The following is a 13516-nucleotide window of genomic DNA, read 5'->3' as shown; positions in this document are numbered from 1 at the left end:
GTCCGCGGACCGACCGCTCGCCCGGCGCGGAGAACGGACGCGCTCCCGGCGGGGTGGGCGGAACCGCCGCCGCCGCCGGGCCCGCTGGGGGCGGGGACGGCGGACCGGGCGGGCATGTGCTGGTGGCCCGGCTGGACAACGCGGGGGACGTGCTGCTGGCCGGGCCCGCGATCCGGGCGGTTGCGGCCGGGGCGCGGCGGGTCACGCTGCTGACCGGGCCGAACGGGGGCGCCGCCGCACAGCTGCTGCCGGGCGTGGACTCGGTGCTGGAGTGGCGGGCGCCGTGGATCGACCCCGAGCCGCGGCCGCTCACCCGGGCGCACGCCGAACGCCTGGTCGCCATGGTCGAGAGGGCGGCGCCGGACACGGCGCTCATCCTCACCTCCTTCCACCAGTCGTCGCTGCCGCTCGCCCTGCTGCTGCGCCTCGCGGGCACGCCCTGCGTCGCGGCCATCAGCGAGGACTACCCGGGCTCGCTGCTCGACGTCCGCCACCTCGTGGACGAGGCCGCCGACGTCCCGGAGACCGTCCGCATGCTCGGCCTGGCCCGCGCCGCCGGGTTCGAGCTGCCGCCCGGCGACGACGGCGCGCTCGCCGTACGCCGCCCGCTGCCGTCCGTCGGCCACCTGACCGGGCCGCCCGGCTACGTGGTCGTCCATCCCGGCACCTCGGCGCCCGCCCGGGCCTGGCCGCCGGAGCTGCACGCGCGGACGGTGCGGGACCTGACGCTCGCCGGGCTGCGCGTGGTCGTGACCGGCGACTCCGGGGAGCAGGCGCTCACCGCGCGGGTCGCCGGAGCCCACGGCCTCGACCTGGGCGGGGTGACGAGCCTGCCCGAGCTGGCCGCCGTGCTCGCCGGCGCGTCGGTGGTGGTGGTCGCCAACACCGGCCCCGCGCACCTGGCGGCGGCGACCGGGACGCCGGTGGTCAGCCTGTTCGCCCCCGTCGTCCCGGCCGGGCGCTGGGCGCCGTACCGCGTGCCGGTGGTGCTGCTGGGCGACCAGAACGCCCCCTGCCGGGGGACCAGGGCGCGCGTGTGCCCGGTGCCCGGCCATCCGTGCCTGTCGTCGGTAACCCCCGAGCAGGTCGCCGGCACGGTCCTCAGGCTGGCCGGCGTCCCGCCGGTCCCGCCGCCCCGGCCCGGGGTCGTCGCGAAGGGCGCCACATGAGCAGGTGCCACATGAAGAAGGCGGAAGGGGCGGGCACATGAGGATCGCCATGGTCTCCGAACACGCCGACCCGCTGGCGGCGGTCGGCGGAGTCGACGCCGGCGGGCAGAACGTCCACGTGGCGGGCCTGTCGGCCGCCCTGGCCGCCTTGGGGCACGAGATCACCGTCTACACCCGCAGGACCGGCCCGGACGGCCCCGCCACCAGGGTGATGGCGCCGGGCGTGACCGTCGAGCACGTCCCGGCCGGGCCGCCCGCGCCGCTGCCCAAGGACGAACTGCTCCCGCACATGCCCGCCTTCGCCGCCCACCTCGCCCGCCGCTGGGCCGTCGACCGCCCGGACGTCGCCCACGCGCACTTCTGGATGAGCGGGATGGCCTCGCTCACCGCCGCCAACGGGCTCGGCGTGCCCGTCGTGCAGACCTTCCACGCGCTCGGCACCGTGAAGCGCCGCTGGCAGGGCGCGGCCGACACCAGCCCCGCCAACCGGGCCGCCGTCGAGCGCCACATCGGACGGCACGCGGCCGCCGTCATCGCCACCTGCTCCGACGAGGCCGAGGAACTGGCCGCGATCGGCGTGCCCGGCGACCGGATACGGGTCGTGCCGTGCGGCGTCGACCTCGACCTGTTCCGCCCCGACGGGCCGATCGCCCGGCACGCCGAGCAGGACGGGCAGGCGCGGGTGCTGAGCATCGGCCGGCTGGTCCCGCGCAAGGGCGTCGACACGATCATCGAGGCGTTGCCGCACGTGCCCGGCGCCCAGCTCATCGTGGCCGGGGGCGAGCCCGGGGACGAGGAGTGGCTGCGCCTGCGCGGCCTGGCGTCGGCCTCCGGGCTCGCCCCCCGGGTGCGCCTCATCGGCAGCGTGGCCCGGGCGGACGTGCCGGCGCTGATGCGGTCGGTCCAGGTCGTGGTGGCGGTGCCCTGGTACGAGCCGTTCGGCATGGTGCCGGTCGAGGCGATGGCGTGCGGGGTCCCCGTGGTGGCCTCGTCGGTGGGCGGGCACCTGGACACGGTGGCCGGCTGCGGTGTGCTGGTGCCGCCGCGCCGCGCCCGGCTGCTCGCCAGGGCGTTGGGCGAGCTGCTCACCCGGCCGGAGCTGCGGGCCTCGCTCGCCGCGGCCGGGGTGCGCCGCGCCCGCTCCAGCTACGGGTGGCCGCACGTGGCTGCCCAGACCGAGTCGGTGTACCGCGCACTGGCCGGCGAGCGGACCGACCGGCTCGCCGCGGCGGAGGGGTGAGGCCATGCATCCGCACCTGACCAGGCTGAGCGACGCGCTGTCCGCCGTCAACGCGGACACTCCCAAGATCTACGTGTGGGGACGGAAGCTGGCGTCCGTGCTGAAGGGCGGCGGCCGGCTGCTGGTCTGCGGCAACGGCGGCTCGGCCGCCGAGGCCCAGCACCTGACGGCCGAGCTGGTCGGCCGCTTCCGCACCGACCGCCCTCCCTACGCGGCGATCCCGCTGCACGCCGACACCTCCTCCTCCAGCGCGATCGGCAACGACTTCGGCCCCCGCGAGGTCTACGCCCGGCAGGTGCGCGCCCACGGGCGGCCGGGCGACGTGCTGCTGTGCCTGTCCACCAGCGGGGCCAGCGCCAACGTGCTGGCGGCGGCGGACGCGGCGCGCGAGTGCGGCCTGCTGGCGTGGGCGCTGACCGGCCCGGCGCCCAACCCGCTGACCGGGCGGTGCGACGAGGCGCTCGCCGTCCCGGCGGAGGACACGGCCACCGTGCAGGAGGTCCACCTCGCGGTGATCCACATGCTGTGCGACGTGATCGAGGAGCCGGACGCATGAGCGCGCGCGTCCCGGGGCCGATCGTCGTCGTGGGCGACTCGCTGCTCGACGTGGACATCGAGGGCGACGCCGACCGGCTGTGCCCCGACGCGCCGGTGCCGGTCGTCCGGGGGCGGCGGGAGAGCAGGCGCCCGGGCGGCGCGGGCCTCGCGGCGCTGCTCGCGGCCAGGGAGGGCGCCGAGGTGGTGCTGATCACCGCCCTCGGCGAGGACGCCGCGGGGCAGCGCCTGCGCGGCCTGCTTTCGGGCTTCGCCGAGGTGGTGCGGCTGCCGCTGCGCGGCGCCACCTCGCGCAAGACGCGGATCCGCGCGCGCGGCCAGACCCTGCTGCGTGTCGACACCGGCGACGGCCGGGCCTGGCGCGGCCCCGACGGCGGGCGCGCGGCCCGCGCGCTGCGCGACGCCGGCGCGGTGCTGGTCTCCGACTACGGGCGCGGCGTGGCCGAGGCCGTCCGCGACCTGCTGCGCTGTCCCGCCGTGCCCGTGGTCTGGGACCCCCACCCGTCCGGTTCCCTGCCCGTGCCGGGCTGCTCGCTGGTCACGCCGAGCGAGGCCGAGGCGGCGGAGCTGCGCGCGCGGCCGTCCACCGCCCCGGACACGGCCCGGCCGCACGCGGCCCCGGTGACGGCGGCCCGCGACCTGGTGCGCGACCTGCACGCGGAGGCGGTCGCCGTCACGCTCGGCAACAGGGGCGCGGTGCTCGCGTGCCGGACCGGCGAGACGCTGAGCGTGCCGCCGCCGTCGCCGGTCGCCGGGCAGGACGCCTGCGGCGCCGGCGACCGGTTCGCCTCCGCGGCGGCGCTGGCCCTGCGGGACGGCGCCCGTGTGCAGGACGCGGTGCGGACGGCCGTCGCCGAGGCGGCGCGCTACGTCGCGGCGGGCGGCGCGGCGGCCATCCGCCTGCCCGAGCCGCCGCTCTGCGACCGTCCCCGGACGGCCACGGAGCTGGCGGCCCTGCTGCGGTCGACCGGCGGCACGCTGATCGCCACCGGAGGGTGCTTCGACCTGCTGCACGCCGGCCACGTCAGCCTGCTGCGGCAGGCCAGGGCGCTGGGCGACGCGCTGATCGTCTGCGTCAACGCCGACGAGTCGGTCCGGCGCCTGAAGGGCCCCGGGCGGCCGGTCGTCGGCGAGCGCGACCGGGTGGACATCCTGCGCGCGCTCGGCTGCGTAGACGCGGTCGCCGTCTTCACCGAGGACACCCCGAGCGCGCTGATCGAGCGGCTGCGTCCCGACGTGTGGGTGAAGGGCGGCGACTACACCGGGCTCGAACTGCCCGAGGCCGAGGCGGTCCGCCGCTGCGGCGGGGAGATCGTCGTGCTGCCCACCGTGCCCGGCCACTCCACGACCGGGCTCATCGCGGCCGCCCAGGAGGTGATCTGACCTCGCGGGACGGGTGTCGTCACGGCCCAGGAAACCCCCTGGCGAAGGAGGAAGCATGTCGATCGGCAACGTTCTGATCACCGGCGGCGCGTCGGGTCTCGGCAGGGCGGTCGTGGAGGCCGTCGCCAAGGCGGGAGGGCGGCCACTGGTGGTGGACGTGCGCGCGGCGGGCAACGGCGTGGACTGCGTCCAGGCCGACCTGGCCGACCGCCGCCAGGCCGAGCGCGCGGTGGCCGAGCTGGCCGGGCGGGCCGGCGGGCTCGACGGGGTGGTGACGGCCGCCGGGGTGGACGCGTGCGGGCCGCTGGACGCGGTGGCCGCCGACGCGTGGGAGCGGGTCGTGGCGGTCAACCTGCTCGGGACGGTGTCGGTGGTGCGCGCGGCGCTGCCCTACCTGGCCGAGTCGCGTGGCCGGCTGGTGACCGTCGCCTCGACGCTGGGGCTGCGCGCGGTGGCGGACGCGACGGCCTACTGCGCGAGCAAGTTCGGCGTGGTGGGGTTCTCGCGGGCGCTGGCGGCCGAGCTGGCCGGGCGGGTCGGGGTGACGCTGCTGGTCCCCGGCGGCATGGCGACGGCGTTCTTCGACGACCGCGACGAGCGGTACCGCCCGGGCCCGGACGCGCGGTTGAACACGCCGGAGGACGTGGCCGCGGCGGCGCTGTTCGCGCTCGGCCAGCCCGCCGGGTGCGAGGTCCGCGAGCTCGTGGTCTGCCCCTCCGTCGAGACGTCGTGGCCGTGAACCCGCGGACCAGGGCGGCGCCCGTGCTGCCCGTACTGCCCGTACTGCCCGTGCTGCTCGTGCTGCGCGGGCTGGGGCTCGGCGACCTGCTCACGGCGGTGCCGGCGCTGCGGGCGCTGCGGCGGGCCCATCCGGGGCACCGCCTCGTGCTGGCGGCGCCGGCGGCGCTGGGCGGCGTGGTGGAGCTGATCGGCGGCGTCGACGAGCTGCTCGACGTGTCCGGGCCCGGCCCGGTGCCGCTCGACCGGCCCGCCGTCGCCGTCAACCTGCACGGGCGCGGGCCGCGGAGCACGGCGGCGCTGTGCCGCACGGGCGCGGCCCGTCTGCTCACCCACGCCCACCCGCAGTTCCCGCACCTGCACGGCCCGCCCTGGCGGGAGGAGGTGCACGAGGTGGCCCGGTGGTGCGCGCTGCTGGAGTCGTACGGCATCCCCACGGACCCGGCCGACCTGTACCTGCCGCACCCGCCCGGCCGCCCGCGTCCCGCCGGCCGCCCAGACGGGACGTCCGCCGAGACGGCGCCGGCTCAGGCCGCGGGAAACGGCGCGGGGACGGGCGGGCACGTCGTCGTGCATCCCGGCGCGTCGGCGCGGGCGCGGCGCTGGCCGCCGGAGCGGTTCGCCGAGGTGGCCGCCGCGCTCGCCGCCGCCGGGCACCGGGTGCTGGTCACCGGGAACGCGGCCGAGCGGTCGCTGGCGCACCGCGTCGGCACGCTCGCCGGGCTGCCGGCGCGGTCGGTCGTCGCGGGCCGCACGGACGCCGGCGACCTGGCGCGCCTGGTCGCCGGGGCGCGCCTGGCGGTCTGCGGGGACACCGGCGTCGCGCACCTGGCGACCGCGTTCGGCACCCCGTCGGTGGTGCTGTTCGGCCCGGTGCCGCCCGCCCGCTGGGGGCCGCCCGAGCGCGGCCCGCACGTCGCCCTGTGGGCCGGGCGGCACGGCGACCCGCACGCGAGCCGGCCCGACCCGGGCCTGCTGGAGATCGGAACCGAGACGGTGCTGGACGCCGCCCTCGGCCTCATGGAGGTGGGCGTTCGATGAGAGCACAACGCGTCGTGGTGACCGGCGGGGCCGGGTTCCTGGGATCGCACCTGTGCGAGCGGTTCGTGGCCAGGGGCGCGCAGGTGATCTGCATGGACAACTTCCTGACCGGCGCGCCCGTCAACGTCGAGCACCTGATGGGACGGCCGCGGTTCCGGCTCGTGGAGTGCGACCTCACCGGTTTCGTCCACGTGCCCGGCCCGGTCGACCTCGTCATGCACTTCGCGTCGGCCGCGTCGCCCACCGACTACCTGCGCCATCCGATCCAGACCCTCAAGGTCGGCAGCCTCGGCACCCTGCACGCCCTCGGCCTGGCCCGCGAGAAGGGCGCCCGCTTCGTCCTGGCCTCCACCAGCGAGGTGTACGGCGACCCGCTGCAGCACCCGCAGACCGAGAGCTACTGGGGCAACGTCAACCCCGTGGGGCCACGCAGCGTCTACGACGAGGCCAAGCGGTTCTCCGAGTCGCTGACCACCGCCTACCGCGCCACCCACGGCCTGAACACGGCCATCGTGCGCATCTTCAACACCTACGGCCCGCGCATGCGCCCGCACGACGGCCGGGCCATTCCCACCTTCATCCGCCAGGCGCTCGCCGGGGAGCCCCTCACCGTCACCGGGGACGGCGGCCAGACCCGCTCGATCAGCTACGTCGACGACACCGTCGACGGCATCCTCGCCCTGGCCGACAGCTCCCTCGCCGGGCCGGTCAACATCGGCAATCCGGCCGAGCTGTCCATGCTGGAGCTGGCCTGCCTCGTGCGCGACCTGACCGGATCGGGGTCGCCCATCCGTTTCGTCGACCGGCCGGTCGACGACCCGCACGTCCGCCGTCCCGACACCACCCTGGCCGCCGCCGAGCTCGGCTGGCGGCCGCGCATCGGCCCGGAGGCCGGGCTGCGCCGCACCATCGAGTGGTTCGAGCGCGAGCTGCCGGAGGCCCGCTCGGCGTCCTGAGCGGGCACCGGGGGGCCGTGCGCGGACGCGGATCAGCTCAGGTAGCGGACGGCCCCCCGCCGCCGCGCGTCGACGGCGGCGCGCAGGCGCGCGGTCAGGATCGGGGGCATGACGGCGTCGGCCTCGTCCGGCGTGTAGAAGGCGTGGTCGTCCAGCTCCTCCTCCTGCAGGATGACGCCGTCGCCGTCGGGCAGGCCGCCGCAGTCGAACAGGAAGTGCACCATGGGCATCGGGCGGTCGTCGAACGGCGGCACCCAGTGGACGACGAGCAGCTCGCCCACGGGGAGGGTGAGGCCCAGCTCCTCGGTGATCTCCCGCGCGCAGGCCTGCTCGGGGGTCTCCCCCGCGTCCACGTGCCCACCTGGCCATCCCCAGTGGTCGCGGTAGTTGGGCTTCACGAGCAGCACCCGGCCCTGCGGGTCGGTGATGAACGCCCCCGCGCTCGCGACGATCTTGTTCAGGCTCGCGAGGAAGTCGCCGGTCGGGATCGTGGCCATGGTCTGACCGTACCGGCCGGCGGCGGCGTCCCCTAAGGGCTCGCCCGTAGGACCCCAGGCTGATCAGGCCCCCGCGGCCTACTCCTTCCGCCGTACCGGCGTTTGCGAACCCAGGGCGATGTATCGCGTCTTCCCCGGCCCTAGCTTCGGCCTTAAAGAGAACGGGGAGACATGTGATGGCACGCCGGAGAAACCTGGCCGCCTCGATCGGCGGGTGGAGCGCCCGCCACCGGTGGGCGGCGATCATGATCTGGGTCGGCTTCGTGGCGGTGGCCACGTTGGCGGGCAACGCGGTCGGCACGGCGCAGATGAAGGACTACGAGACCCAGAACGGCGATTCCCGCGCCGCCGGCGTGATCCTCGACGGCGCGAGGTTCCCGGAGGTCGCGGGCGAGGTCGTGCTCATCCAGGCGAGGGACGGCGCGCTTACCGTGGCCGACCCCGGCTTCCGCGACGCCGTGACGCGGGTGAAGGACGCGGTGATCGCCACCGGCCAGGTCGAGAACGTGCGCACGCCGTACGACGAGCGGCCCTCGCCGGTCAGCCCCGACAAGCGCACCGCCCTCGTGCAGTTCGACATGAAGGGCGACGGCGACACGGCGTCCGACCGGGTGCGGCCGGTGCTGGCGGCCGTCGCCGGGGTGCAGAAGGCGTCACCCGGCCTGCGCGTGGAGCAGGCGGGCGGGGCGAGCGCCGACAAGCTGATCGGCGAGGCGATCGACCAGGACTTCGTCCGGGCGGAGCGGCTCTCGCTGCCGATCACCTTCGGCATCCTGCTGGCGGCGTTCGGGGCGCTGCTCGCCGCGCTGGTGCCGCTCGCGCTCGCGATGACCGCCATCGTCGGCGCCACCGGCCTGCTGGCGCTGACCAGCCAGCTCCTGCACGTGGACGAGGCGACGCCCAACCTCATGCTGCTCATCGGGCTGGCGGTCGGCGTGGACTACTCGCTGTTCTACATCCGCAGGGAACGGGAGGAGCGCGCGAAGGGCCGCGGCAAGGTGCGCGCCATCGAGATCGCCGCCGCGACCTCCGGGCGCGCGGTGCTCATCTCCGGCATCACCGTCATCGTGGCCATGGCCGGGATGTTCCTCACCGGCAACGGCATCTTCATGGGCTTCGCCGAGGGCACCATCCTCGTGGTGCTCACCGCCATGATCGGCTCGCTGACCGTGCTGCCCGCGCTGCTGTCCCTGGTCGGCGACAAGATCGACGCCCGGCTGGTGCACGGCACCGTGCGGGTGCTGACCCGGGGGCGGGTCACCTGGGCGCGGCGGCTCGGCGGGGGCGGCGGGCAGGGCCGGGTGTGGAACGGCATCCTCACCGGTGTCCTGCGCCGCCCGCTGGTCTCCGCCGTCCTGGCGGGCGGGCTGCTGGTGGCGCTCGCCCTGCCGGCCTTCGGCCTGCGCACCGGCCCGCAGTCGATCGACGACCTGCAGGGCGGCTACGCCATCGCCGAGACCTTCAAGCGAATCGACCAGGCCTTCCCCGGCGGCAACGAGCCGGCCGTGGTGGTGCTCAAGGCCGCGGACGTGACCACGCCCGAGGTGACGGCCGCGATCGACCGCTTCAAGACGCGGGCGTTCGCCACCGGGCAGGCCAACGAGCCGTTCGGCGTCGAGGTCAACCCGGACAGGACCGTCGCGAAGATCTCGGTCGGGCTCAAGGGCGAGGGCGAGGCGTCCGAACGAGCCGTCCGCACGATCCGCGAGCAGGTCGTCCCCGGAACGCTGGCCCCGGTGGGCCAGGCGTACGTCACCGGCAGCGCGGCCGGGTCGATGGACTTCAACGACCAGCTCGCCAGGAGCATGCCGCTGGTGTTCGCGTTCGTGCTGCTGCTCGCCTTCGTGCTGCTGCTGACGTCGTTCAGGTCGCTGGTGGTCGCGGTCAAGGCGATCCTGCTCAACCTGCTGTCGGTGGCTGCGGCGTACGGCGTGCTCGTGCTGGTCTTCCAGTGGGGATGGGGCGAGGGCCCGCTGGGGTTCACCTCGACCGGGGCGATCACCGACTGGATCCCGCTGTTCCTGTTCGTGATCCTGTTCGGCCTGTCGATGGACTACCACGTCTTCATCCTCAGCCGGATCCGCGAGGCCTTCGACCGCGGCATGCGCACCGAGGACGCCATCGCGTCCGGCATCGGGTCGACGGCCGGCGTGGTGACGAGCGCGGCCCTGATCATGGTCGCGGTCTTCGCGACCTTCTCCACCCTCTCGCTGCTCACCTTCAAGCAGATGGGCGTCGGCCTCGCCGCGGCGATCCTGATCGACGCCACCATCGTGCGCGCGGTCCTGCTCCCCGCCACCATGAAGCTGCTGGGCGACTGGAACTGGTACCTCCCGCGCTGGCTGAACTGGCTTCCCCGCCTCTCCCACGGCGACGACGACGACGATGACGACCAGACCCCGGCCGGTCAGGAGCGGACCCCGGTCCCCGTCGGCTGAGCCCCGGTTCCTCGCCCCCGCCGGACGCCGGGCGGGGGCGCGAAACGGGCGAAACGTAAAATCGGCCGCGTGGCGGGGGACGGAACGCCCTTTCGGGTGTGGCTGATCTGGGCGACGGGGCTGGTGGCCTACGTGACCGCCGTCTTCCACCGGCAGTCGCTCGGCGTGGCCGGCATCGAGGCCGGGCTGCGGCTGGGGGTCGGGGCCGCGGGGCTGTCGCTGCTGGCCATGCTCCAGCTCCTCGTCTACGCCGGCATGCAGATCCCCGTCGGCATCCTGGTCGACCGCCTGGGCTCCAAGCGCATGCTGCTCACCGGGGCGGGGGTCATGGCCTGCGGGCAGCTCGTCTTCGCGCTCTCCGGCGGCCTCGCCGAGGCCGTCGGCGGCCGGGTGCTGGTGGGCGTGGGCGACGCCATGACGCTGCTGAGCGTCATCCGGCTGATCAACGTCTGGTTCCCCGCGCGGCGCAACCCGGTGCTCGTCCAGACCACCGGCCTGCTCGGCCAACTCGGCGCGGTGGCCTCGGCCATACCGCTCATCCAGGCCCTGCACCGCTACGGGTGGACCCCCACCTTCCTGACCGCCGCCGCCATGGGCGTGGTGTCCCTGCTGCTGGTCGCGGCGTTCCTGCGCGACGTGCGGCCGGCCGGGGCGCGCGAACGGCCCCGCCTGCGGGACGCCTGGGCCCATCCCGGCACCCGGCTGGGCATGTGGACGCACGCGGCGACCCAGTCGTCGGCGAGCGCGTTCCTCCTGCTGTGGGGCTATCCGTTCCTGGTCGAGGCGCAAGGGCTGTCGCCCGCGACGGCCGGGGTGCTGCTCACCGCGCTCACGCTGCTCGGCATGGTGTTCGGGCCGGGCCTCGGCTACCTGGCCGGACGCCACCCGTTCCACCGGTCGCGGATGGCGCTGCTCGTCATCGCGTCGACCGCGGCGGCGTGGACGGTCGTCCTGCTCTGGCCGGGCCGCGCCCCGCTCTGGCTGCTGGTGGCGCTCATCGTGGTCATGGCGTGGAACGGGCCCGGCTCCATGCTCGGCTTCGACTTCGCCCGCACCTTCAACCCGCCCGCCCGCATCGCCGTGGCGACCGGGATCGTCAACTGCTGGGGCTTCCTGACCACGATGTCGCTGATCGCGGTGATCGGCGCCGCGCTCGACCTGCGCGCCGGCACGGGCATGAGCGCGTACCGGTGGGCGTTCGCCCTGCAGTATCCGGTGTGGGCCGTCGGCGGCCTCCAGGTCGTGCGCTACCGCCGCAAGGCGCGCCGGTCAGCCGCCCAGCTCGGTGAAGGGCTCCGTGAAGTGCGCGGTGCCGATCAGCCCGCCGCGCGCGCGGACCGCGTCCAGTAGCTCCCGGCGCGTCGCCGCCGCCTGCCCGGGGTCCTCGTCGTGCGCGTACCGGATCGAGGGGTTGACGAGCTGCACCGGGTGCAGCACCGCGTCGCCGGTGAGCGTCAGCGGGCCGACGCGCACCACCTGGTGCCCCGGCGTGTGGCCGGGCGCCGGGACGACGTGGACGCCCGGGATCACCTCGGCCTCCCCCTCGACCGTGTCGACCAGCCCGGTCAGCGGGCGGAGCACCCGCTCCAGGATGGGGTTGGGGCCGGACTTCTCGATCCAGTCGACCTCGGCGCCCTGCACCACGTGCCGCGCGTCCGGGAAGGCCGGGACGCCCTCCAGCACGGCGCCGCTCGCGTGGTCGCTGTGCAGGTGCGTGAAGACCACCGTGCCGACGTCCCGCGGCGCGACGCCGGCCGCCGCGAGCTCGCCGATGAGGTGCCCCGGAGCCGGGGCCCAGCTCGACGCGGGCGAACCGGCGGCGCCCACCCCGGTGTCCACCAGGACGGGCCGCCCGGTGCGCCCGCGCAGCAGGTAGCAGCGGAAGTGCAGGACCCACTGCTCCTCGGGCACCGCGGCCCAGTCGTCATCCGAGCCGCCGGTGAGGATGTCGCGCAGCGGCCGCCGCAGCGCCGGCCCCATGGGGCCGACCGCGTCGCGCAGCGGGACCACCTCGATCCCGGAGAACACCCTTGGCGCGTACGACATCGAACCCCCACAGACCGGCCTGCCGCACAGACTAGATCAACGGTGCCCGCCGCGCCCGCGTGACGACGCGTCTGCCGGCCTCAGTTGGCGACTCCGACCGCCTGCTTGATCGTCGCCGGGTCGTCCAGGACGGCGAGCATGGCGTGGGCGAGGTCGGGATAGGAGATCGAGTGGCCGCCGGGCACGTTGCCGCCGATGGACCGCCGGTAGGTGCCGGTGAAGGGCTTCTGGGTGAGGCGGGGCGGGCGCACGATCGTCCACTCGGCGGAGCCGTGCCGGACCTCGTGCTCCATCACCGCGAGGTCGGCGTACATCGTGCTCAGGATCCTGCGCATCAGCGGCACGGCCACGGCGCGGTTGAGGAACGATTCCCCCTCGGGGATGGGGCCGACCGGGACGGCGCTGAGGACCACGAGCCGCCGCACGTCGCTCAGCTCCATGGCCCGCAGGATGGACCGCGTCGCGGCCGAGGCGATGCCGGCGTCCTTGCGGGCGCGCGGCCCGAGCGCCGACACCACGGCCTCGCGCCCGGCCAGGGCGGGGCGCAGCGCGGCGGGGTCGGTCACGTCGGCGACGGTCACGACCTCCAGGGCGGAGTGGCTCACGGGCAGCCGCGCCGGATCGCGGACGACGGCCGCGACCTGGTGCCCGGCGTCCAGCGCCTGCCTGACGACCTGCTGACCGGTGCGTCCGGTCGCGCCGAAGACGGTGATCTTCATTTGACGTCTCCCCATGTTGGTGAGTGCTCACTCACATCATAGGATGGAGATCCGGGTCCCGGCGGTCGACTCCGGTTCAGCGAAAGGAAGAATCCTTCCCATGCCCCTCCAGCGCGACGGCGCACGCACCCGGCGGCGCATCATCGACGCCGCCGAGCACCTCATGCGCACGCTGGGGCTCGCCCGGGTGACCACCAAGGAGATCGCCCGCGAGGCGGGCTGCTCGGAGGCCGCCCTGTACCGGCACTTCACGAGCAAGGAGGAGCTCTTCGTCACCGTGCTGCAGGAGCGGCTGCCCGGCTTGAGCGCGCTCCTCGCCGAGCTGACGAACGACCCCGGCGACCGCGCGATCGAGGACTGCCTGGCCGAGATCGCCCGCACCGCGACGCTGTTCTACGAGGAGAGCATGCCGATCGGCCTGTCGCTCTTCGCCGAGCCCTCGCTGCTCGAACGCCACCGCGAGCGGCTGCGCGAGCTGGACGCCGGGCCGCACAAGCTGCTGGAGGCGCTGGCCGGCTACCTGCGCGCCCTGCGCGCCGGCGGGCGCATACGCGCCGACGCCGACCCCGACTCGGCGGCGGCCCTCCTGCTGGGCGCCTGCTACCAGCGCGCCTTCCTGCGCCAGTTCATGGGCCCCGCCGCCTCGCCTCCGCCGCCGCTGGAGACCTTCGCCGCCGGCCTGGCGCGCACCGTACTCGGGGGCATCGCCTGACCGCTTCCAGACGGTCGCCGGG

The 13516-nt window shown here is 75.4% G+C and carries 13 protein-coding genes; 10 read left to right on the top strand and 3 right to left on the bottom strand.

The window, feature by feature from the left end:
* Positions 1 to 116: 116 nt before the first annotated feature.
* From PYR91_RS14635 to PYR91_RS14605, 7 genes are read left to right on the top strand one after another with little or no spacing between them, the layout of a single operon-like run.
* Positions 117 to 1169, top strand: coding sequence for a glycosyltransferase family 9 protein (locus tag PYR91_RS14635; RefSeq protein ID WP_347943119.1), 1053 nt, complete (start codon positions 117 to 119; stop codon positions 1167 to 1169).
* Between the two features lie 37 nt (positions 1170 to 1206).
* Positions 1207 to 2409 carry a glycosyltransferase gene (locus PYR91_RS14630; protein WP_279780327.1) on the top strand — a complete coding sequence of 401 codons (1203 nt, stop codon included), beginning with the start codon at positions 1207 to 1209 and terminating at the stop codon, positions 2407 to 2409.
* 4 nt (positions 2410 to 2413) lie between these two features.
* Positions 2414 to 2965: an SIS domain-containing protein gene (locus PYR91_RS14625; protein ID WP_279780326.1), complete on the top strand. Its 552-nt coding sequence runs from the start codon at positions 2414 to 2416 to the stop codon at positions 2963 to 2965.
* A complete protein-coding gene (locus tag PYR91_RS14620; RefSeq protein ID WP_279780325.1) occupies positions 2962 to 4347 on the top strand; it encodes a PfkB family carbohydrate kinase in 1386 nt (461 codons plus the stop codon). Before PYR91_RS14625 ends, PYR91_RS14620 begins: the two co-directional genes overlap by 4 nt.
* Before the next feature lie 55 nt (positions 4348 to 4402).
* Positions 4403 to 5086: an SDR family NAD(P)-dependent oxidoreductase gene (locus tag PYR91_RS14615; RefSeq protein ID WP_279780324.1), complete on the top strand. Its 684-nt coding sequence runs from the start codon at positions 4403 to 4405 to the stop codon at positions 5084 to 5086.
* Complete coding sequence (locus tag PYR91_RS14610; protein WP_279780323.1) at positions 5077 to 6126, top strand: glycosyltransferase family 9 protein; 1050 nt, start codon at positions 5077 to 5079, stop codon at positions 6124 to 6126. The genes PYR91_RS14615 and PYR91_RS14610 overlap by 10 nt, the downstream gene beginning before the upstream one ends.
* Positions 6123 to 7082, top strand: a complete 960-nt coding sequence (locus PYR91_RS14605) for an SDR family oxidoreductase (protein ID WP_279780322.1) — start codon at positions 6123 to 6125, stop codon at positions 7080 to 7082. The genes PYR91_RS14610 and PYR91_RS14605 overlap by 4 nt, the downstream gene beginning before the upstream one ends.
* Positions 7083 to 7114: 32 nt before the next feature.
* Here PYR91_RS14605 and PYR91_RS14600 read toward each other — a convergent pair whose 3' ends face one another.
* On the bottom strand, positions 7115 to 7579 hold the full coding sequence (locus PYR91_RS14600) for an NUDIX hydrolase (protein WP_279780321.1): 465 nt from the start codon (positions 7577 to 7579) through the stop codon (positions 7115 to 7117).
* Between the two features lie 176 nt (positions 7580 to 7755).
* Between PYR91_RS14600 and PYR91_RS14595 the strand changes: the two genes are divergently transcribed.
* Both PYR91_RS14595 and PYR91_RS14590 read left to right on the top strand, forming a co-directional pair.
* Entirely contained in the window at positions 7756 to 10017 is a 2262-nt protein-coding gene (locus PYR91_RS14595; RefSeq protein ID WP_279780320.1) for an MMPL family transporter, read from the top strand.
* Positions 10018 to 10086: 69 nt separating this feature from the next.
* Positions 10087 to 11367, top strand: coding sequence for an MFS transporter (locus PYR91_RS14590; RefSeq protein ID WP_279780319.1), 1281 nt, complete (start codon positions 10087 to 10089; stop codon positions 11365 to 11367).
* Here the strand turns inward: PYR91_RS14590 and PYR91_RS14585 are convergent.
* Together PYR91_RS14585 and PYR91_RS14580 are read right to left on the bottom strand one after the other, a co-directional pair.
* Positions 11287 to 12063 carry an MBL fold metallo-hydrolase gene (locus PYR91_RS14585; RefSeq protein WP_279780318.1) on the bottom strand — a complete coding sequence of 259 codons (777 nt, stop codon included), beginning with the start codon at positions 12061 to 12063 and terminating at the stop codon, positions 11287 to 11289. The two genes, PYR91_RS14590 and PYR91_RS14585, sit on opposite strands and share 81 nt — an antisense overlap.
* 80 nt (positions 12064 to 12143) lie before the next feature.
* Complete coding sequence (locus tag PYR91_RS14580) at positions 12144 to 12782, bottom strand: SDR family oxidoreductase (RefSeq protein ID WP_279780317.1); 639 nt, start codon at positions 12780 to 12782, stop codon at positions 12144 to 12146.
* Between the two features lie 100 nt (positions 12783 to 12882).
* On the opposite strand from PYR91_RS14580, the gene PYR91_RS14575 reads away from it, so the two are divergent.
* On the top strand, positions 12883 to 13494 hold the full coding sequence (locus PYR91_RS14575; protein ID WP_279780315.1) for a TetR/AcrR family transcriptional regulator: 612 nt from the start codon (positions 12883 to 12885) through the stop codon (positions 13492 to 13494).
* Positions 13495 to 13516 lie beyond the last annotated feature (22 nt).

The organism is Sphaerisporangium sp. TRM90804, assembly GCF_029846175.1.
GTDB lineage: Bacteria > Actinomycetota > Actinomycetes > Streptosporangiales > Streptosporangiaceae > Sphaerisporangium.
Note: the sequence above shows the minus strand (reverse complement) of the source record. Positions and strands in the feature narration are given on the sequence as shown.

What these genes read in the sequence shown, in the direction of transcription:
- PYR91_RS14625 (WP_279780326.1), top strand. Translation starts at nt 2,414, where the DNA reads ATGCATCCGCACCTGACCAGGCTGAGCGACGCGCTGTCCGCCGTCAAC.
- PYR91_RS14575 (WP_279780315.1), top strand. Translation starts at nt 12,883, where the DNA reads ATGCCCCTCCAGCGCGACGGCGCACGCACCCGGCGGCGCATCATCGAC.
- PYR91_RS14620 (WP_279780325.1), top strand. Translation starts at nt 2,962, where the DNA reads ATGAGCGCGCGCGTCCCGGGGCCGATCGTCGTCGTGGGCGACTCGCTG.
- PYR91_RS14605 (WP_279780322.1), top strand. Translation starts at nt 6,123, where the DNA reads ATGAGAGCACAACGCGTCGTGGTGACCGGCGGGGCCGGGTTCCTGGGA.
- PYR91_RS14615 (WP_279780324.1), top strand. Translation starts at nt 4,403, where the DNA reads ATGTCGATCGGCAACGTTCTGATCACCGGCGGCGCGTCGGGTCTCGGC.
- PYR91_RS14585 (WP_279780318.1), bottom strand. Translation starts at nt 12,063, where the DNA reads ATGTCGTACGCGCCAAGGGTGTTCTCCGGGATCGAGGTGGTCCCGCTG.
- PYR91_RS14580 (WP_279780317.1), bottom strand. Translation starts at nt 12,782, where the DNA reads ATGAAGATCACCGTCTTCGGCGCGACCGGACGCACCGGTCAGCAGGTC.
- PYR91_RS14595 (WP_279780320.1), top strand. Translation starts at nt 7,756, where the DNA reads ATGGCACGCCGGAGAAACCTGGCCGCCTCGATCGGCGGGTGGAGCGCC.
- PYR91_RS14630 (WP_279780327.1), top strand. Translation starts at nt 1,207, where the DNA reads ATGAGGATCGCCATGGTCTCCGAACACGCCGACCCGCTGGCGGCGGTC.
- PYR91_RS14600 (WP_279780321.1), bottom strand. Translation starts at nt 7,579, where the DNA reads ATGGCCACGATCCCGACCGGCGACTTCCTCGCGAGCCTGAACAAGATC.